Origin of the sequence: Pimelobacter sp. 30-1 (assembly GCF_018831735.1) — a bacterium.
Lineage (GTDB): Bacteria > Actinomycetota > Actinomycetes > Propionibacteriales > Nocardioidaceae > Nocardioides.
This window is the reverse complement of sequence record NZ_NHTS01000006.1, coordinates 572192-591111: the sequence shown is the minus strand read 5'-3', so window position 1 is coordinate 591111 and position 18920 is coordinate 572192. Positions and strand designations below refer to the sequence as shown.

Genomic DNA, 18920 nt, shown 5'->3' with positions numbered 1-18920 from the left:
AGCGGGCGCCGGGTTCTTGTGCTGCGGAGCCGGTCCGGGAGTGCCCGGCTTTTCCTAGCGTGATCGCCATGACCACACCTGTCGCCATCGTCACCGGATCCGCCAAGGGCATCGGCCTCGCCATCGCGCAGGACCTCACCCGGCGCGGCTACCGGGTCGTCGTCTCCGACCTCGAGGCCGAGGCCGCCGAGCAGGCCGCGGCCGGGTTGGACGGCGCGATCGCCGTACCGTGCGACGTGCGGGACGAGGACCAGGTCCGGGCGCTCGTCGCGGCCGCCACCGACCACCACGGCCGGCTCGACCTGATGGTGCCCCACGCCGGGATCGGCGTGGTGGCGCCCATCCTGGAGATGGACCTCGCCGCCTGGCGGGCCGTCACGTCGGTCAACCTGGACGGCGTCTTCACCAGCCTGCGCTGGGCGGCCCCGGCGATCATCGCCTCCGGAGGCGGCGCGATCGTCACGATCGCCTCGGTCACCGGGACGACGGGCTCGCCGCTGATCTCGTCCTACGCCGCGGCCAAGGCGGCGGTCCTCAACCTGACGAAGACCGCCGCCGTGGAGCTGCGGGCGCACGGCGTGCGGGTCAACGCCGTCGCGCCCGGGTTCATCGGGACCGACCTCGTCACCGCGGCGGCGCCGGAGTTCGAGCGGAACCTGGGCCTCGACGAGGGCGGCTTCGGGCCGGTCGTCGAGGCCAAGCAGGGCCGCTTCGGCACGACCGGGGACGTCGCTCGCGCCGTCGGCTTCCTCGCCGACCCGGAGCAGTCGTGGGTGACCGGGAGCGTGCTCACCCTCGACGGCGGGCTCACCTCGTCGTTGCTCTGAGCAACCGGCGCAGCAGACCCGGGCCCGGGCCTCGGCCCGGTCGATCCTCGGGCTCGTGCCCGCCGCACCACTGGTCGGCGGGCACCCGGGCGCGGACGGCGGCGACATGCCGGCCGCAGCCGGACCAGGTCGTCCTGCCGCAGGTACGACAGCGGGTGGGGTGGCACATCGCTCAGCCCTCCTGCTGGGCCGCGGGGTCGAGCGCGTCGGCGAACGAGCAGAAGGCGTCGTAGGCACGGGCGCCGTGGATGGTCGCGGGGCCGCCGTGCATGAGGAAGGTGACGCCGATCGCCTCGGCGGCCTCCTGCTTGGTCGCGCCGGCGCGGGCCGCGGCCTGGGCGTGCGAGGCGATGCAGCCGTCGCAGCCCTCGGCGACGCCGATGGCGAGGGCGATGAGCTCCTTGGTGCGCGGGTCGAGGGCGCCGTCGGCGAAGGCGGCGGCCGAGAGCGCGCCGAAGCCCTGGTAGACGTCGGGGATCGCGCGGCGCAGCTGCCGGTGCAGCGGCGAGAGCTCGTCGAGGATCGGCTTGGCGTGGGGTGAGCTGGTCATGGTGGTTCCTCTCGCTGGTGGTGCGGTGGGTGGTGCGGTGGGGGTGCGGTCAGTCGTGGGCGAAGGTGATGCGGGGCAGGATCCGGCGCAGCCAGGCGGGCGTCGCCCAGGCGGCGCGGCCGGAGAGGCGGAGCAGGACGGGGAGCAGCACGAGCCGGACCAGGAAGGCGTCGAGCAGGACGGCGACGCCGAGGATGACGCCCATCTCCTTGGGCGGCAGTGGGCCGGAGAGCGCGAAGGTGAAGAACACCGCGACCATCACGCCGCCGGCCGCGAAGATCACCCGGCCCGAGTGGGCGACGGCGCCGACCATGGCCTCACGGGGGTCGCCGGAGCGCTCCCAGTGCTCCTTGGCCGAGGCCAGCAGGAACACGGTGTAGTCCATCGCGATCGCGAAGATCATCGCGAAGAAGAAAACCGGCGCCCACGCGTCGAGGAAGCCCTGGTGCTCGAAGCCGAGCAGGCCGGAGCCGTGGCCGTCCTGGAAGAGCAGCCGGGCGACGCCGAAGGCGGCCGCGGTCGACAGCAGGCTCGCGAGGGTGCCGAGCAGCGCGATCAGCGGCGCCTGCAGGGCGATGAGCAGGAGCAGGAAGCCCAGCAGGAGCACGACGCCGATGACGAGTGGCGTCGAGCGGTGGAGCTGGTCGGTGAGGTCGATGTTCTCGACGGCGGCGCCGCCGACGAGGGCGGACGCCGGGAGGCCGGCGCGCAGTCGCTCGACGGTCGCGGGCAGGTCCGGGTCGGAGGGGTCGACGGTCGGGACGGCCTGGAGCAGCGCCAGGTCGCTGCCGTCGGACGCCGGCAGCGCGGGCAGCACGCCCTGGATGCCGGGGTCGCCGGCCAGCACCGTGGCCGCCGCGTCGGCGTCCGCGCGGTCGACGACGACCTGGAGCATGCCGGGCGCGCCGGGACCGAAGGCGTCCTTGACCTGCTCGTAGCCGACCCGGGCGCTGGCGTCCTCGGGCAGCACCTTGATCGACGGCATGCCGGTCTTGAGGCCGACGACCGGCGCGGCCAGCACCAGCAGGACGACGGTCGCGCCGACACCCCAGGCGACCGGGCGGCGCCACAGGTGGGCGCCCCAGCGGGCGAAGACGGGGGAGCGGTGCTCGCCGGCCTTGGCCCAGGGCAGGGCGAGCCGGTTGATCCGGTCGTCGAGCCGGGCGAGCACCAGTGGCAGCAGGGTCAGCGTCGCGGCGAGCACGAAGACGACGGCGATCATGATCCCGCCGGCCATCGAGCGGAACGACGGCGACGGCACGAGCAGCACGGCCGAGAGCGACACGAGCACGGTCGCGCCGGACAGGAGCACGGCCTTGCCGGCGGTGTCCATGGTCTCCGCGATCGCCCGTGCGACGGCCTCGCGGGAGGCGTCGGGCCGGGCCGCGCGGGCGGCGCGGTAGCGGACCACGAGGAAGAGCGCGTAGTCGATGCCGAGCGCGAGCGCGAACATCATCGCGAAGTTCATCGCCCAGATGGAGACCGGCACCAGCTCGTTGACGAGCACCAGCGACCCGGCTGAGGCGATGAGTCCCGCGAGGGTCAGCAGGAGGGGGAGGCCGGCGGCGACGAGCGCGCCGAACGCGACCACGAGGATCGCGAGCGTGACCGGCCAGGAGACCATCTCCGAGGTCAGCATCGCCTCGAGGTTGGCCTCGTTGAAGTCCGACCAGAGCAGCGACGAGCCGGTCGGGTTGACCTCGACGGTCGGGGTCGACAGGGCCTGGAGCTCCTCCTTGAGGTCGGAGGCGACGCGGACCATCTCGTTGGTGTCGACCCCGGCGCCGGCCAGGACGACGGCGGTCCGGCCGTCGGGGGAGAGGCTGGCGCCGGGCATCGGCGGCACCACCGCGGCGAGGCGCGGCTCGGCCTCCAGCACGCGCGTCACCTGGGCGATCACGCGCGCCCCCTCGGCGCCGGACAGCGGCCCGTCGGTGCTGTGCACGACGACCTGGATCGCGTGGCTGGCGTTGCCGCCGAAGTGCTCCTGGGCGAGGTCGCGTACGGCGACCGACTCCGAGCCGTCGGCCTGCCAGCCCGCGCCGGACAGGTTCTTCTCGACCGACGGCGCGAAGATCCCGAGCCCGACCACGACGGCGATCCAGGCGATCGCGACGAGGCGGCCGTGCTCGGTGACCCGGACGCCGAGGCGGCCGAGCGGACCAGGCCGCGAGGTGTGCTGCGCCACGGTGGCGCCTCCTTTCGATTATCCCCCCGGGGGGTTACGATGAGGACCGTAGCAGATCCCCCCGGGGGGATAACGAATCGACTGAGGAGCACCCATGGACCCCGCAGCCTTCACGATCAGCGCCACCGTCCCGGCGCCGTACGACGCCACGGTCGCCCGCGTGCGCACGCTGCTGGCCGACGCCGGGTTCGGCGTCCTGACCGAGATCGACATCCGCGCGACGCTCAAGGCCAAGCTCGACGAGGACGTCCCGGCCCAGCTGATCCTGGGGGCGTGCCGGCCGCAGCTCGCGCACCGCGCGCTCCAGGCCGAGCCGCGCGTGGCGGCGCTGATGCCGTGCAACGTCGTGGTGGCCGACGCAGGGGAGGGGCGCACCCGGGTCGACGTGATGGACCCCGGTCTCCTCGCCACGCTGGCGCCCCGTCCGGAGCTCGCCGAGGTGGCCGCCGACGCCCGGGCCCGGCTGACCGGGATGATGGAGTCCCTCACCGCAGACAAGGAGCGCGTCGATGAAGCTGGAGCCTGACGAGATCAAGGCGATCATCACCCGCCTCAAGCGGGCCAACGGTCACCTCGCCTCGGTGATCCGGATGCTCGAGGAGGGCGCCGAGTGCGAGGACGCGCTGATGCAGCTCGCCGCGGTCAACAAGGCGGTCGGGCGCGGCGGCTACGCGCTCGTGGCCACCGGCCTGCAGAAGTGCCTGGTCGAGGGCGGCCCCGACAGCGTCGACGCGAAGAAGATGGAGAAGCTCTTCCTCGCGCTCGCCTGAGCGGGCGGCGGGCTCAGCGGGCCAGGATCTCGCGCACGCTCGCGGCCGTGACCGCGTTCCACAGCGGGACCCGGCGCAGCATGTAGTGCCCGATCGGGCCCATGTCGGTGAACTCGGTGTCGGCGACGGCGGCGGCGCGCTCGACATACTTGCGGGTGGCGCGGGGCGAGGTGATCCGGTCGAGCCGGCCGTGCGCGGCGCGGAGCACCTTGCCGGTCAGCGGCGTGATCGGGTCGTCGGCCGGCAGCCACGGCGCCAGCGCGACGACACCGCGCACCGACGGGTGGTCGGCGACGGCGACGCCGGTGCGCGCGCCCATCGAGTGCCCGACGATCGCCACCGGTACGTCGTGCTCGGCGGTGATCTCGTCGAGCGCCCAGCGCGCGTCCGGGACAGGTGAGGGCAGCTCGTCGACGCCGGCGTTCCAGCCCTTGACGCCGTAGCGCAGCACCACGATGCCGATGTCGTCGGCGAGCAGCGTCGGGGCGAGGTGCCGGGCCAGGGCCTGGCTGCGCCGCCAGGCGCCGCTGCGCGGGCCGAGCGGTGCGGTCGAGCGGTCGGCGCCGCCGTGGAGCACCAGCACCAGGGCGCGCGGGTCCGCGGGCAGCAGGCGGTCGGTGAGCGCGCGTCCGTCAGGCATGGGTCCTCCGCAGCAGCTGGTAGGCGGCGAGGGCTTCCTCGCGCTGGATCGAGTGGTCGACCATGGGGGCCGGGTAGCCCTCGGGCGGGCCGGCCGTCCAGGGCCGGTGCACGGCCGGTGTGCCGAGGGCGGCGAGCTCGGGCACCCAGCGCCGGATGTAGGCGCCGTCGGGGTCGAACTTCACGCCCTGGGTGATCGGGTTGAACACCCGGAAGTACGGCGCCGCGTCGGTCCCGCAGCCCGCGACCCACTGCCAGTTGTGCTGGTTGCTGGCCAGGTCGCCGTCGACCAGGTGCGCCATGAAATGCGCGGCGCCGTGGGTCCACTCGACCTGGAGGTCCTTGACCAGGAAGGACGCGACGATCATCCGCACCCGGTTGTGCATCCAGCCCTCGGCGAGGAGCTGGCGCATCCCGGCGTCGACGATCGGGAAGCCGGTCGTCCCAGCCGCCCACGCATCGAGCCGGCGGCGCTGCTCGCGCCCGGTGACGTAGGGCAGAGCCTGGAGCTCGGGCCGGAAGTAGGCCCGTGCGGTGCCCGGCCAGGCATGGAGCACGTGGGCGTAGAACTCGCGCCAGGCCAGCTCGCGGCGGAACACCTGGTCGTGGGTGTGCCGGGCGTCGAGGCCGGCGAGCAGGGTGCGCGGGTGCACCGCGCCCCACCGCAGGTACGTCGACAGGCGCGAGGTCTCGTCGAGGTCGGGGCGGTCGCGGATGTCGTCGTACGGCGTGCCGCGGAAGGCGTCCCAGCGGGCCAGCGCCGCCGCCTCGCCGGCCTCGGGGAGCTCGGCGTCGACGCCCGGCTCGTCCGGCAGGTCCGCACCGGGCGCGGTGACCCAGTCGACGGTGGCCGGGTCCGAGCCCGCGGGCGCGCGCCAGCCGTGGTCGGCCCAGGCGCGGTAGAAGGGCGTGAAGACCTTGTAGGGATCGCCGCCCTTGGTGTGGAGCCGGCCCGGCGCCACGGCGTACGGCGACCCGGTGCGGACCAGGGGGACCTCGCCGAGGGCCTGGGCCACGCGCTCGTCGCGGGCGGCGCCGTAGGGGCCGAAGTCGGCGCTCACGTGCACCGCGCCCGCACCGGTCTCGCGCACGAGCGCGGGAAGCACGTCCTCGGGCCGGCCCTGGCGGACGACGAGACCCGGCCCGTGCCGGCGCAGGTCGGCGTCGAGCGCGCGCAGGGAGCGCAGCAGGAAGGCCGTCCGGGCGGGGCCTGACGGGGCGAGGAGGTCGTCGTCGAGGACGAACAGCGGCAGCACCGGTCCCTCGCCGGCGGCGGCCAGGAGGGCGGGGTGGTCGCCGAGCCGCAGGTCCCGGCGGAACCACAGGATGCTCGGAGTCACCCCGCCATGCTGGCAGATCGCCGGTCAGGTCCCGTCGCGGAGGAGGTCCGCGGCCTTCTCGCCGATGAGCATGGTGGGGGCGTGGGTGTTGCCGTGGGTCACCCGCGGCATCGCCGACGCGTCCACCACCCGCAGCCCGGCGACGCCGTGCACCCGCAGCTGCGCGTCGAGCACGCCCTCGGTCTCGGTGCCCATCCGTGCGGTGCAGCTGGGGTGGTAGGTGTGCTCGACGCCCCGGCGCACCGCCGCGGTGAGGTCCGCCCGGCCGCTGCCGTACGACGGCCCCGGGTGGATCTCGTGGTTCGCGAACCCGCGCAGGGCCTGGGCGTTCATCACCTCGCGGGCCCGCTCGATGCCGTCGAGCATCGACGTCATGTCGTCGGGGTGGAAGAAGTAGTTGTTGCGGATCCGCGGTGCCCGCTCGGGGTCGGCCGACGCCAGCCGGACCGTGCCCTCGGACTTCGCGCCCACCAGGGACAGCCCGATCGCGATCGCCTTGCCGTCGTACGTCGCGGCGCCGTGCTCCCAGAAGTAGACCGGCGCGCCGATCATCTGCATCGCCGGGGCGTCGTCCGCGACGCTGGTGCGGAAGAACGCGCCCGCCTCGCCGATGTTGGAGGTGAGCATCCCCTTGCGGCGCAGCAGGTAGTTGACGAGCTGTGCGGGCTTCTCGGCGGAGGCGAGGTTGTCGGGGTGGCTGCTGTCCCAGTTGACCAGGTACATCGGGTGGTCCATCAGGTGCGCGCCGACGTGCGGGTTGTCGACCACGGTGGCGATGCCGTGCTCGGCGAGGTGGTCGGCCGGGCCGATGCCGGACAGCATGAGCAGCTGCGGGGTGTTGTAGGCGCCGGCGCTGAGCACGACCTCGCGCCGGGCGCGGAAGGTGCGCGTCTCGCCGCCGACGCGCGCGACGACGCCGGTGGCGCGGCCGTTCTCGAGGACGACCCGGTGGACCAGCGCGTGGGGGGTGATGGTGAGGTTCGGGCGCTTGCGGTGCGGGGCGAGGTAGCCGTCCCAGACCGTCCAGCGCTGGCCGCGGCGGGTGAAGCGCTGGTAGAGGCCGGCGCCCTCCTGCTGCGCGCCGTTGAAGTCGTCGGTGCGGCCGATGCCGACCTCCGCCATCGCGTCGACGAGGCGGCGCGAGCCCTCGCGCGGGTCGGGGGCGTCCTCGACGTACTGGGGGCCGCGGGCGCCGTGGAACTCGCTCGCGCCCCGGCTGTTGGTCTCCATCCGGCGGAACAGGGGGAGCACCTCGTCGTACGACCAGCCGGTGGCGCCGGCCTTGGCCCAGCCGTCGTAGTCGGTGCGGTGGCCGCGGATGTAGATCATCGCGTTCATGCCGCTGGTGCCGCCGAGCATCTTGCCGCGCGGTTGGTAGATCCGGCGGCCGTCGAGGTGCGGCTCGGGCTCGGAGTCGTAGCCCCAGTCGAGCTTGGTCCGGAACTGCTTCGCGAACGCCGCCGGGATCTGCACGTTCATGCTCGGCCGGCTGCGGCCGCCGGCCTCGATCACCAGGACCGAGACGGACGGGTCCGCGCTGAGTCGTCCGGCGAGGACCGCGCCGCCGGAGCCGCTGCCCACCACGATGTAGTCGTACTCGCTCATGGCCTCAGCGTGGGCGCAGGTCGGTGGGAGGCGCTTGTGACCGACCCCACAATGCCCGGCGGCTTTTGTGGCATGCTCCAAGCCCCGGGTGCCGTCCGCCTCGTTGACTGCGTCGAGACGTCGGGGACACCAAAGAGGAGGGCCCATGGGGGTGCGCGAGAACGAGTCGCCCGCGGTGCGTGCGTGGCTCCAGCAGTTCGTCGAGGACGCGCTGCGCCCGGCCGAGGTCGACGAGTTCGTGCGCAGCGTCGACGAGGTGATCGTCGCCGCGATCCCCGAGATCGCGGGCGACCCGACCCTGGTCGAGGAGCTGCACGCCTCGACCCGCGCGCACTGGCGCAACTTCCTCGTGGTCGGCCTCTCCGACGAGTACCGGCTCGCGCTGCCGCCCGCCGCGATCGCGCTCAGCCTCTCGATCGCGCGCCGGCACCTGGACATCAGCGTCCTGCTCAAGGTCTACCGGGTGGCCAACAAGAGCACCTTCCGCTACCTGACCGAGCACACCCACGCCGACCTGCTCCCGACCGGGCTCCCGCGGGACGAGGCGCTGCTGACGCTGTGGCAGCGCGCCGAGCAGTGGATCGACGAGTCGATCGAGTCGCTGATCCTGCACTTCACCCAGGAGCGCGCGGCGCTGACCGAGGGCGCGCAGGCCCGGCGTGGCGAGATCATCGAGTCGCTCATCGCCGGCGCCGAGCCGGGCACGATGACCGAGCGGGTCCTCGGGCACAAGCTGGGGCTGTGGCAGACCGCGTTCGTGCTGTCCGCGGCGCCGACCGCCCTCACGGACACGCCCTTCTACGACGTCGCCGTGCGGGTGTGCCACCTGCTCGGCCTGCCGGCGCCGCTGACGCTCCTCGCGGCCAGCCGCGAGCTGTGGGGCTGGGTGGCCACGGCGGAGCCGCCGGTGCTCGACACGGCCGAGGTCGGCGACCTGGTGGACTCGCTCGACCTCCACCTGGCCCTCGGTACGCCGTGCAGCGGGCCCGGGGCGTTCCGGACCAGCCACCTGCAGGCGGTCGCGGCGCAGCGGGTCGGCGTACGGGCGCTCGCGTCGTGCCACGCCTACGGCGACGTCGAGCTGGTCAGCCTGGTCGGCGACTCCGACCTCGCCCGCGACCTCGTGCGCCGCGAGCTCGGCCCGCTGCTGGGCGGCGCGCGCGGCCAGGACGCGCTGCGGGCCACGGCGCTGACCTACCTCCGGGTCGGGCAGAACGTCGACCTCGCCGCCCAGGCGCTCTTCGTGCACCCCAACACCGTGCGCTACCGGGTGGGCCGGGTCGAGGAGCAGCTCGGCCACCGCCTCGCCGACCGGGCGGCGGTGCTGGAGACGAGCCTGCGCTGGCTGGAGGTCTACGGCCCCGGCGCGCTCGACTGAGGGGCGCGGGGGCCCGGGCTCAGCGCAGCCCGAGGTCGCGCAGCGCGAGCTGGGCCGCCCGGTAGCCGGCCATCCCGTGCGCACCCGGTCCCGGCGGTGCGGCCGCCGAGCACAGGTAGACCCCGGCGGCGCCGGTCCGGTAGGGATTGCGGCCCGGGCGCGGGCCGAGCAGCAGCGCTCCGGGCGACTTGGCGCCGGTGAGGATGTCGCCGCCGACGTAGTTGGCGTTGGCCTCGGTGAACTGCGCGGGCCGGGTGACGTGGACGCCGACGATCCGCTCGCGCAGGCCGGGGGCGAAGCGCTCGACCTGGTCGATGATCGCCTCGGTGGCGTCGCCGTCGTAGCCGGCGGGGACGTGGGCGTAGGTGTAGACGGGGTGGACGTCGCCGCGCGAGCGCGTGGGGTCGGCGAGGTACTGCTGGCCGAGGAGGACGAACGGGCGCTCGGGCATCCGTCCGGAGGCGACCGCCTTCTCGTTGGCGATGATCTCGGCGGGGCCGCCGCCGAGGTGCACGGTGCCGGCCCGGCCGACGTCGGGGTCGCGCCAGGGGACGCCGCCCTGGACGGCGAGGTCGACCTTGTAGGCGCCGGGTCCGTAGCGGTAGCGCCGGTAGGAGCGGCGGGTGGCGGCGGGGATCCGGTCGGCGTAGAGACCGAGCGCGGCCTGTGGGTTGAGGTTGAGCAGGACGGCGTCCGCGCGGGGCAGCTGGGAGACCGAGGTGACCGGGACACCGGTCTCGATCTTGCCGCCGAGCTCGACCAGGGCCGCCGCCATTGCGTCCGTGAGCGCCTGGGTGCCGCCCACCACGACGGGCCAGCCGTCGTGGTGGCCGGCGGTCAGGATGCCCATGCCGATCGCGGACGAGACCACCTCGGTCAGCGGCCGCATGGCGTGGGCGGTGGTGCCGAGCAGCAGCGCGCGGGCGCGCTCGGTGCGCAGGAACCGGGCCAGCAGCGCGGCCGGCAGCACGGTCGGGGCGCCGAAGCGGCCCATCAGCAGGGGATGGCGGGGCACGTGGACGACGGGGCCGAGGATGTCGCCGGCATAGGTCGGGTAGCGCTTCGAGGGGCCGTCGAACAGCATCCTCCAGCGCCGCCCGTCGGCGCCGAGGCCGGCGGCCGTCTCGGCCACGGAGCGGTGCAGGAGGGCGGCCGGGCCGTCGTCGAGCGGGTGCGCGGCGTCGATCTCGGGCCAGGCCCACTGCAGGCCGTGGGCGTCGAGGCCTGCCAGCACGGGCGACTGCAGGGCCATCGGGTGGAAGGCGGCGCAGTGGTCGACGAGGATCCCCTCGCCGAAGGGCTGGACGGTGCGGGTGCCGCCGCCGATCTCGTCCTGGGCCTCGAGCACGGTCACGGCGACGCCGGCCCGGGCCAGGGTCAGGGCGGCGGCGAGGCCGTTGGGCCCGCTGCCGATCACGAGGGCGTCGGTCATGGGACGACCGTAGGGCGCGCGGGGGCGTCGTACCCATGTCCTGCGGGGCCGGACTTCGGCGGCGGGCTTTGGTCCCAGCGCACAACGGCCGCCTCAGGCCACGCCGACGAGGACCGCGCGGCCGAGCCAGTGGCAGGCGGTGAGGGCGAGCTCGATGGCCTGGCGGTCGGAGCTGATCGAGCGTCCGAGCGCCTTCTCGGCGGACGCGATCCGGTACTTCACGGAGTTCTTGTGCATGAGCATCGCCTCGGCGGTGGCGGTGTAGCTGCTGTCGTTCTGGAAGAACAGGAGCAGCGTGTGCCGCAGCCGTTCGTGCTGCTCGTCGTCGCGGGCCAGGTCGCCGAGCGTCTCCTGGACCCAGGTCCGGGCGGTGTCGAGGTCGTGGGCCAGCAGCGCGGCGATCTTGAGGCCGGGCTCGTCGAACCCCGTGACCGTACGACGGGCGTCGTCGCCGACCATCGCGACCTGCTGGGCGTCGAGCGCCTCGCGGTGGGTACGCCGGAAGCCCTCGACCCCGGACGAGGGCCGGCCGAGCGCGACCCGCGGCACCGGCGGTCCGCCGGAGCGGGTGAGGAGCGCGGCGATCTGGTCGAGGTCGGGCACGACGTCGTCGGCGACCGCGAACCACGCCCAGGCGGTGGCCCGGTCGTGGGGGATGATCAGCGGCGCGCGGGTCGAGCCGAGCTGCTCGGCGATCACGCCCGCCGCCCGGGTGAATCGGGCGAGCTGGTCCTGCTGGGTGCCGGCCTCGTGCACCCACAGCACGGCGCCGAGGTGGGGCACGCGGAGCCGGTAGCCGAGCACGGTCTCGGCGGCGTCGACGTCGGCGACGCGACCGGCGATGAGCTCCTGGACCCGGCCCACCCGGGCGTTGCTGCGCTCGGCCAGCCAGCGCTCGCGCTCGTCCTCGTAGACGGTGATGACGCGCTGCGAGATCCAGTCGATGTAGTCGAAGGTGACCGCGACGACCTCCTCGTACGCCGCGGCCCGCGCGGCCGGCTCGGCGTCCATCCGCTCGCACTCGGCGAACATCAGCTCCAGCAGGTGCTGCTGGCCGAGGCGGTAGGCGCGCACCAGCGCGCTCACCGCGACCCCGCGCTGGGCCAGGCGCCGCGCGTACTCGTAGGCGGCCGACGGCGGCTCGATCTTGTCGAGGGTGATGTCGTGGCGCAGCGAGTAGAGGATGTTCTCGATGTTGCCCTCGATGCTGGCGTAGAGCAGCTCGATGATCGCGGCGTCGCCGTCGAGCTCCTCGATCCGGGTCGAGAGCCGGTCGCGCAGGGCGCCGGTGAGGTCGGGGAGGCGCTGCTGGAGCGCCGCGGCGACCGTCTCGACCAGGTCGCCGGGAGCCTCACCCATGGCCGCAGTGTGGCAGATCGAGCTCGCGCAGCAATCCCTTGACGAGCTTGCCGACGGAGTTCTTCGGCAGCTCGGCGAGCACCTCGACCCGGGCGGGCACCTTGTAGCGGGCCAGTGACGCCGCGCAGTGGGCGAGCAGCTCGTCGGCGCTCGCCGTCCGGCCGGGGCGGGTGGCGACGTACGCGACGGGGACCTCGCCGAGCACCGGGTCGGGCCGGCCCACGACGGCCGCCTCGAGGACCGCGGGATGGCCGTAGAGGCACTCCTCGATCTCCTTGGGGTAGATGTTCTCGCCGCCGCGGATGATGAGGTCCTTGATCCGGTCGACGATGCGCAGGTAGCCGTCCTCGTCGACGATCCCGACGTCCCCGGTGTGCAGCCAGCCGTCGCGCACCGTCCGGGCCGTCTCCTCGGGCCGGCCGAGGTAGCCGCGCATCACGTTGGCGCCGCGGATCACCACCTCGCCGCGCTGGCCCGGCGGCAGCGGATCGCCGGCCGCGGAGACGACGGCGACCTCCTGGCCGGGCAGCGCGATCCCGACGGTGCCGGGCTTGCGGACACCGTCGACCGGGTTGATCGTCGAGGCGACGCTGCCCTCGGAGAGTCCGTAGCCCTCGACGACCGGGATGCCGAAGCGCTCCTCGAAGCGGGTGATCAGCTCGGCCGGCATGGGCGCCGCGCCGCACACGGCGAAGCGCAGCGACGAGGTGTCGTGGGTCCACGCGGTGCGTGCGTCGAGGACGGCGTAGATCGTCGGCACCGCCGAGAAGTACGTCGGCCGGTGGGTCTCGACGAGCCCCCAGAAGGTGTCGGGCGAGAACCGTGGCGCCACCACGACGTCCCCGCCGGCCCGCAGCGGTGAGAGCACGCTGGCGATCAGGCCGTTGGCGTGGAACAGCGGCAGGACCAGCAGGCTCGTGTCGGCGGGGGAGAGCGCGAAGTGCTCGACGAGGGAGGCACTCATCGCGTCGAGGTTCGCGTGGTCGAGCAGCACGCCCTTGGGACGACCCGTCGTGCCGCTCGTGTAGATGACCAGCGCGAAGTCGCCCGGCTGGGCCACGGGGCCGGCCGCGCCGTCGTCGGTGGCGGACGCGGCGGCGGGCGCGTGCACCGTCGCCGCGTCCACCCAGGCGATGCCGAGGGAGGCGGCCAGGTCCCGGGCGCGCTCGTCGCCGACGAGGACGGCCGCGGCCGAGTCCTCGAGCTGGTAGCGGGCCTCGTCGTCGGTCAGCACCGGGTTGATCGGCGTGAGCGCGGAACCGCCGTACCAGGCGGCGAACTGGGTGGTGACGATCTCCGCGCAGTTCGGCAGCATCACCGCGACCAGGTCGCCCGGCGCCACGCCCAGGCCGGCGAACCGGTGGGCGAGGCGTCGTACGGCGTCGGCGAAGGCGGCGTTGTCGAGCGAGCGCTCCCCGTCGCGGAGGCAGGCCCCGGTGGGGTCCTGCGCGGCGCGGTCGAAGGGGATCCGGGCGAGCGCGCTCATGCCGTGACCTCGGGGGAGCCGAGCGCGGGGTGGTACTGCGGGTGGCGCCAGGTGACCTCGGTCGGGACCGGGCCGTCGGGCAGCCAGGGCTGGGCGTCCACGCAGTCGCGGACCCGCCAGGTGCCCCGCTCGACGATGCCGAGGGCGGCGTCCATGACGAAGTAGGCCTGGGTGGGCTTGTGGATCGGCTGCGACTCGACCCAGACCACCACGAACTCGCCGGGCTCGAAGCCGATCCGCCGCTGGATCGCGGTGATCAGCTGGTCGTCGTGCAGGTGGCCGTCGCCGAAGTTCCAGCCGATGATCGCGTTGCAGCAGAACTCCGCCTCGCGCAGCGAGTAGGTCTCGTACTCGTCGCCCAGGTAGTTCTGCAGCACCGAGAACAGGCCGCGGCCCTGGCTGTGCATCGAGCGCCAGCTCAGCGTCATCTGCATCGTCATCTCGGCGACGTCGGGGTCGTAGCCCATGCCGTCGACGAGCTGGTCGATCTGGTTCTTCGCGGGCTTCTTGAGCTGGTTGAGCTTGGCCTCGGCACCGGGCTTGAAGGCCCAGGTCGCGGACGCCCAGTTGCCGGCGTACTGCCGCATGGAGGGCAGGAACGAGACCAGGTCGGGGCGCAGGTTGCCGAGCACGGGGAAGAAGAACAGCGCGACGACGAGCACCGGCAGCAGCCACGGCTCGCTGAGGTCGGTGATCGCGTAGCCGTCGCCCGCGAAGTGGCCCGCGAACAGGAACACGGCGATGTAGGCGAAGAGGATGTTCCACTCCAGCGGCACCGCGAGCGGGAACGTCTGGGTGATGAAGAGGTGGAAGAGCACCATCGCGCCCACGGCGAGCAGGGTGAGCGGCCAGCTCGTGCTGAACAGCAGCACCAGCGGCACGACGAGCTCGGCGGTCGTGCCGAGCACGTGCGCCATGAACCACGCGACCTTCGACGGCTTCAGGTCGCCGGGCAGCGAGCGGTAGTGGGCGCGCTTGACCCACTTCGGCGTGAAGGGCGCGTTGGAGACCATCGGCGGGACGACGTTCTCGAAGTGCGGGTTCATCTTGGAGATCGCGGCACCGACCCAGACGATGACGATGATCAGCTTGGCCGCGACGATGAAGTCGGTGAACGTGAGGATCGAGCCCACGGCCGACGAGACCAGCAGGATCGGCAGGTACTGCTCCCCGCGGGCGGCGAGGAAGAGCGTCTTGTCGCGCAGGCCGCAGAGCACGAGCAGCACGGCCGGGACCAGCATCAGGACGGGGTCGACCATCGCGAACGGGATGCCGTCGATCGTCGCGGGGCCGGCGAAGGCGGCGTACAGCAGGCTGCCGAGGCAGGCGAGGTAGAGCAGGACGTCGAACGGCGTGCGGTTGTCACCGGACGTGAGCGGCACCTTGCCCGGCCACGGGGGGAGCCGGATGGTGTCCGGGCGGGCCCAGTAGCTGATGCCACCGGTCATCGGCTTGAAGTGCGCGGCCAGCGGGCCCCAGGTGCCGCCGATCCCGAAGAGCTCGAGGAAGACCGTCCACAGCACGAGCTTCTGGTAGATCACCGGCTGGTCCCACCACTGCCCGACGTCGAGGGGACCGCCGACGTCCGAGGTCAGCGTCGCGAGCGCGACACCGCCACCGATGTAGAGCACGAGCAGCTTCACGATGTAGATCGTGTGCACCATCTTGGGGGTGCCGAAGCCGTACTCGCTCCAGAAGGTGGCGAGCACGCGGATCCGCTCCTGGCGGGGGCGGGTCAGGAACTCCGCCGGCTCGACCGGCGGGACGTCGGGGGTGAGGAATGGCATCGGTCTGGCTCCTTCGTCGGGACGGGTCGCTCGGCGGCCCGCGATGAAGGTAGGTCCGCGGATGTGGCGGGGGTCACGGCCGCGACGACCGAAGATCGCGGCGTCCTTCGTCCGCCGCGGACAAGCGTTGCTACGTTCGCCGCCATGACGGCGAACGAACGGCGGGCGCCCTGGCGCGCCCCGGACGAGCTCGACGCCGGCCGGCGCGCCCTGTACGACGCGATCGTCGGCGGCGACCGGGGCCGGGACGCCGCGTTCGCCCTGACCGACGCGGAGGGCCGCCTCGAAGGTCCCTTCGACGCGATGCTGCTCGCCCCGGAGAGCGGGGCCGCGGTCCAGGAGCTCGGGGCCGCGCTGCGCTACCGGACGTCGTTGAGCGGGCGGGAGCGGGAGATCGCGATCCTCGCGGTCGCCCACGCCCACCGCAGCGACTTCGAGGTCTGGGCGCACGAGCGGGTGGCCCGGCGCAGCGGGCTGAGCGAGGCCGAGCTCGCGGACCTGCGGGTCGGCCGGGCGGCCGGCACGTTCGGCGCCGAGGAGGCGCAGGTGCACGCCGTGGTCGCGTCCCTCGTCGCCACCCGCGACCTGGACGACGCGACCTTCCGCGCGGGCGAGGCGGCCCTCGGGACCGCGCGGCTGGCCGAGCTGGTCACCCTCGTCGGGTACTACGAGATGCTCGCGCTCAGTCTGCGCGTCTGGCGGGTCCCGCTGCCGGAGACGCCGGACGTCTAGCGTTGCTCCATGGCGACTCCCACCGTCCCCGTGCCCGCGCTGCGCGACCACGCCACCCGGCTCCGCGCCGCGGCCGGCCTCGACGAGGCGCCGATCGCGTCCGCCGCGGGCCTCTGGCTGCTGCTCGCCTCGGTCGCCGAGGTCGTCGAGCCGCCCGACCGCGCGGTGCTGGAGGACGTGCTCGGGGTGGGCGCCGCCGAGGCGACGGCACTGGCGACGGCGCTGCTCGCCGACCCGCACCCGGCGGTCGGGGCGGCGCTCGGCGGGTGGCTCAAGCCCGGGCTGACGCTGGCGCGGGCGCTGCCCGGGCCGGTCGCGGTCGAGCCGCTGCCGGGCCAGGACGTGCTCGACGCCTGGGCCGCCGCGCACACCCGGGGCCTGATCGAGAGGTTCCCCGTCGAGGTGGACGAGCGCACGCTCCTGCTGCTCGCCTCGGCCTTGGTCACCGAGCCGCGCTGGCGCCGCCGGCTGGGCACGGACGCCGACGGCCTGCTCCTGCTCGACGGCGAGCTGCAGGCGATCGTGGCGACCGAGGCCGCCGGACCGGTCGCGGTCGCGAGCCCGCCGAGCGGCGACGACATCGACGTGCTGAGCGTGATCGCGGCGCCGGAGGTCCCCGCCGCCGACGTCTGGCAGGCCGTCGACGAGGTCGTCGCGCGGCACCTCGGCGGCACGCTCGCGCACGGCGACCGGCCGGCCGGGGCGCTCGCCGACGGGCACGCCTGGCGGGTCGCCGAGGGCACCGAGCGGTTCGAGGCGTGGGGCGCGCCCGAGGACGGCGCCGAGGTGTGGACCGGGCGGCTCCCCGCCTGGAAGGCCGAGGCCGAGCACGACCTCACCGAGGCGCCCGGGGTGGCCGAGACCGGCCGGGGGCTGGGTGCGCTGCTGCCGCCCGAGGCGACCGCGCGCGGCATCGACCTGCAGTGCGTCCAGGCCGCCACCGCGTCGTACGACGCCGACGGGTTCCGGGCCGCGGCGGTCACGGCGATGTCCGTGCGCGCCGCCGGCATGCCGTCGTACGTCGAGCGCCGGGTGGCGCGGGTGACGGTCACCTACGACCGCCCCCACGCGCTCGTCGCGCTCGCCCGCGGCGGGGCCTGGGAGGGCGTCCCGCTGTTCCACGCGTGGGTCCGGCCGTGAGCGGGTGATCAGAGCCCCGCACCACCTGCGCGCGACGCTCCCGCGCTGCGGGAGCAGGTGACCGGCACGGCCCCGCCGTGCCCTGTGATGTGCCTCACTCCGGCGCCGCCGGAGGTGCGCCGAGCCGTCTGCTCGGCCTCCCGGAAGGAATCTCACGATGGTCACCGCCCACGACAGCGCCCTGCCGCCGTCCGCCGCCCCTGGCGCTCCCGGAGCCCCGGAGCAGTGGACGCCGCGCCTGGTGTTCTCCCTCGTCTCGATCGTGCTCCTGCTGGAGATGCTCACGATCAGCTACCTGATGATCGCCATGGCGCTCCCGACGATCACCACGCACTACCAGACCAGCCAGGGCGCCTGGCTCCTCACGGCGTTCCTGCTGCTCGGGGCCGTCGCGGCGCCCCTGGTGGGCCGGCTGGCGGACCTGCACGGCAAGCGCCGGATGCTGCTCGTCTGCGTCGCCGGCTCGGCGCTCGGCTCGCTGCTCTCGGCGGTGGCGACGAGCTACGGCGTCCTCATCGCGGGCCGCGCCCTGTCCGGCCTGCTGGTCCCGTGCCTGTTCCTGAGCTACTCGCTCATCCGCGACGTCTTCCCGGCCCGTACCGTCGCGCTCGCGGTGAGCGTGGCGACCAGCGGCATGGGTCTCGTCGCGATCCCGGCGCCGTTCCTGACCGGTTGGCTCATCGACGACCACGGCTTCCGCAGCATCTTCTGGTTCTCGCTGATCGGCCTGGTCGTGCTCGGCGCGATGATCGCGGTGTCCACCGACGAGTCGCCGGTCCGCTCCCGGGCGCGCCTCGATCTGCTGGGCGCGGTCCTGCTGGGCGGCGGCATCGCCGGAATCCTGGTCGCCGTGAGCTTCGGTCCCACCTGGGGCTGGACCTCCGGCCGCACGCTCGGCTACCTCGTCGCGGGCGTCGTCCTCGTCGCGGCCTGGCTGCTCTCGGCACGCACCATCACCGAGCCGCTCATCGACATCGACGTGCTGCGCCGCCGCCCGGTCCTGCTGACCACCATCAGCGCGGGCTTCGTCTACGGCTCCAGCGCGCTGTTCACCATGCTGCTGCCGATGATCGCGATGACGCCGGCCGTGCTCGGCCTCGGCTACGGCTTCGGCCTCAGCGCCGAGGGATTCGCCGTCTTCCAGGCGCCGATCGGCGCGATGGTCATGGTCGGTGGCCTCGTCGTGGGCCTGCTCGTCGGCCGCCGGATGCGCCCCCAGCCGCTGCTCGTCGCGGGCCTGCTCATCATGGCCGCCGGCTTCGCGGCCGTCGGTGTCGCGCACGACGGCAAGGGCCTGCTCATCGTGCTGGCCGGTGTCTTCGGCTTCGGCCAGGGCCTCGGGTACGCCGCCATCCCGAACCTGCTCATCGCCGCGGTGCCGCCGCAGCTGCAGGCCTCGACGGCGAGCATCGTGGGTGTCTTCCAGAGCGCGTTCCCGGCGATCCTCCCGGTGGTCGTGTTCGCGGTGCTGAACAACTCCTACGTCGCGCCGCTGCCGCCCGAGATGACCGGGGGAGCGGTGCTCTACACGAACGACGGCTACCTCGTCGCGTTCTCCATCAGCGCCGGGGCCGCCGTCATCGGCGCGCTCGTCGCGGCGCTGCTGCCGCGCACCATCCGGCAGGTCGACGCGCCTGCCGCCGCGGACGCCGTGGTGCTCACGCACTGACGCGCAGAACCCTCAGGT

The 18920-nt window shown here is 73.9% G+C and carries 16 protein-coding genes; 7 read left to right on the top strand and 9 right to left on the bottom strand.

All coding sequences use genetic code 11. From position 1 onward, the window contains the following. The first annotated feature begins 68 nt into the window (after positions 1-68). Positions 69-827 carry an SDR family NAD(P)-dependent oxidoreductase gene (locus CCO04_RS17745; protein WP_215815440.1) on the top strand — a complete coding sequence of 253 codons (759 nt, stop codon included), beginning with the start codon at positions 69-71 and terminating at the stop codon, positions 825-827. Between the two features lie 172 nt (positions 828-999). Here the strand turns inward: CCO04_RS17745 and CCO04_RS17740 are convergent, their stop codons facing one another. Together CCO04_RS17740 and CCO04_RS17735 are read right to left on the bottom strand one after the other, a co-directional pair. Next, positions 1000-1377, bottom strand: coding sequence for a carboxymuconolactone decarboxylase family protein (locus CCO04_RS17740; RefSeq protein WP_215815439.1), 378 nt, complete (start codon positions 1375-1377; stop codon positions 1000-1002). Positions 1378-1426: 49 nt separating this feature from the next. Further along, complete coding sequence (locus CCO04_RS17735) at positions 1427-3565, bottom strand: MMPL family transporter (protein WP_215815438.1); 2139 nt, start codon at positions 3563-3565, stop codon at positions 1427-1429. A gap of 94 nt (positions 3566-3659) precedes the next feature. On the opposite strand from CCO04_RS17735, the gene CCO04_RS17730 reads away from it, so the two are divergent. Both CCO04_RS17730 and CCO04_RS17725 read left to right on the top strand, forming a co-directional pair. After that, positions 3660-4091 (top strand): DUF302 domain-containing protein, encoded by a 432-nt coding sequence (locus CCO04_RS17730; RefSeq protein ID WP_215815437.1) that lies wholly within the window; start codon positions 3660-3662, stop codon positions 4089-4091. Further along, on the top strand, positions 4075-4335 hold the full coding sequence (locus CCO04_RS17725) for a metal-sensitive transcriptional regulator (RefSeq protein WP_215815436.1): 261 nt from the start codon (positions 4075-4077) through the stop codon (positions 4333-4335). Before CCO04_RS17730 ends, CCO04_RS17725 begins: the two co-directional genes overlap by 17 nt. A gap of 13 nt (positions 4336-4348) precedes the next feature. Here CCO04_RS17725 and CCO04_RS17720 read toward each other — a convergent pair whose 3' ends face one another. The 3 genes from CCO04_RS17720 to CCO04_RS17710 are packed head-to-tail and all read right to left on the bottom strand — an operon-like array spanning position 4349 to position 7919. Further along, positions 4349-4975: an alpha/beta hydrolase gene (locus CCO04_RS17720; RefSeq protein WP_215815435.1), complete on the bottom strand. Its 627-nt coding sequence runs from the start codon at positions 4973-4975 to the stop codon at positions 4349-4351. Beyond that, complete coding sequence (locus CCO04_RS17715) at positions 4968-6314, bottom strand: deoxyribodipyrimidine photo-lyase (RefSeq protein ID WP_215815434.1); 1347 nt, start codon at positions 6312-6314, stop codon at positions 4968-4970. Before CCO04_RS17715 ends, CCO04_RS17720 begins: the two co-directional genes overlap by 8 nt. A gap of 24 nt (positions 6315-6338) precedes the next feature. Beyond that, positions 6339-7919, bottom strand: a complete 1581-nt coding sequence (locus CCO04_RS17710; RefSeq protein ID WP_215815433.1) for a GMC family oxidoreductase — start codon at positions 7917-7919, stop codon at positions 6339-6341. A 145-nt stretch (positions 7920-8064) separates the two neighbouring features. Between CCO04_RS17710 and CCO04_RS17705 the strand changes: the two genes are divergently transcribed. Next, the gene (locus CCO04_RS17705) at positions 8065-9297 is read left to right on the top strand and encodes a CdaR family transcriptional regulator (protein ID WP_215815432.1); all 1233 of its coding nucleotides are present in this window, start codon (positions 8065-8067) and stop codon (positions 9295-9297) included. 19 nt (positions 9298-9316) lie between these two features. On the opposite strand, the gene CCO04_RS17700 is transcribed toward CCO04_RS17705, so the two are convergent. The 4 genes from CCO04_RS17700 to CCO04_RS17685 form a co-directional block, all read right to left on the bottom strand. Beyond that, entirely contained in the window at positions 9317-10729 is a 1413-nt protein-coding gene (locus CCO04_RS17700) for an NAD(P)/FAD-dependent oxidoreductase (protein WP_215815431.1), read from the bottom strand. A 93-nt stretch (positions 10730-10822) separates the two neighbouring features. Beyond that, on the bottom strand, positions 10823-12088 hold the full coding sequence (locus tag CCO04_RS17695; protein ID WP_215815430.1) for a CdaR family transcriptional regulator: 1266 nt from the start codon (positions 12086-12088) through the stop codon (positions 10823-10825). Beyond that, complete coding sequence (locus tag CCO04_RS17690; RefSeq protein ID WP_215815429.1) at positions 12081-13574, bottom strand: class I adenylate-forming enzyme family protein; 1494 nt, start codon at positions 13572-13574, stop codon at positions 12081-12083. Before CCO04_RS17690 ends, CCO04_RS17695 begins: the two co-directional genes overlap by 8 nt. After that, positions 13571-15361 (bottom strand): DUF3556 domain-containing protein, encoded by a 1791-nt coding sequence (locus tag CCO04_RS17685; protein ID WP_215815428.1) that lies wholly within the window; start codon positions 15359-15361, stop codon positions 13571-13573. Before CCO04_RS17685 ends, CCO04_RS17690 begins: the two co-directional genes overlap by 4 nt. 144 nt (positions 15362-15505) lie before the next feature. Between CCO04_RS17685 and CCO04_RS17680 the strand changes: the two genes are divergently transcribed. The 3 genes from CCO04_RS17680 to CCO04_RS17670 all read left to right on the top strand — a co-directional run bounded on the left by CCO04_RS17680 (position 15506) and on the right by CCO04_RS17670 (position 18902). After that, positions 15506-16093, top strand: a complete 588-nt coding sequence (locus tag CCO04_RS17680) for a carboxymuconolactone decarboxylase family protein (protein ID WP_215815427.1) — start codon at positions 15506-15508, stop codon at positions 16091-16093. 9 nt (positions 16094-16102) lie between these two features. Beyond that, complete coding sequence (locus tag CCO04_RS17675) at positions 16103-17233, top strand: hypothetical protein (protein ID WP_215815426.1); 1131 nt, start codon at positions 16103-16105, stop codon at positions 17231-17233. Between the two features lie 157 nt (positions 17234-17390). Then, positions 17391-18902 (top strand): MFS transporter, encoded by a 1512-nt coding sequence (locus CCO04_RS17670; RefSeq protein WP_215815425.1) that lies wholly within the window; start codon positions 17391-17393, stop codon positions 18900-18902. The last annotated feature ends 18 nt before the right edge of the window (positions 18903-18920 follow it).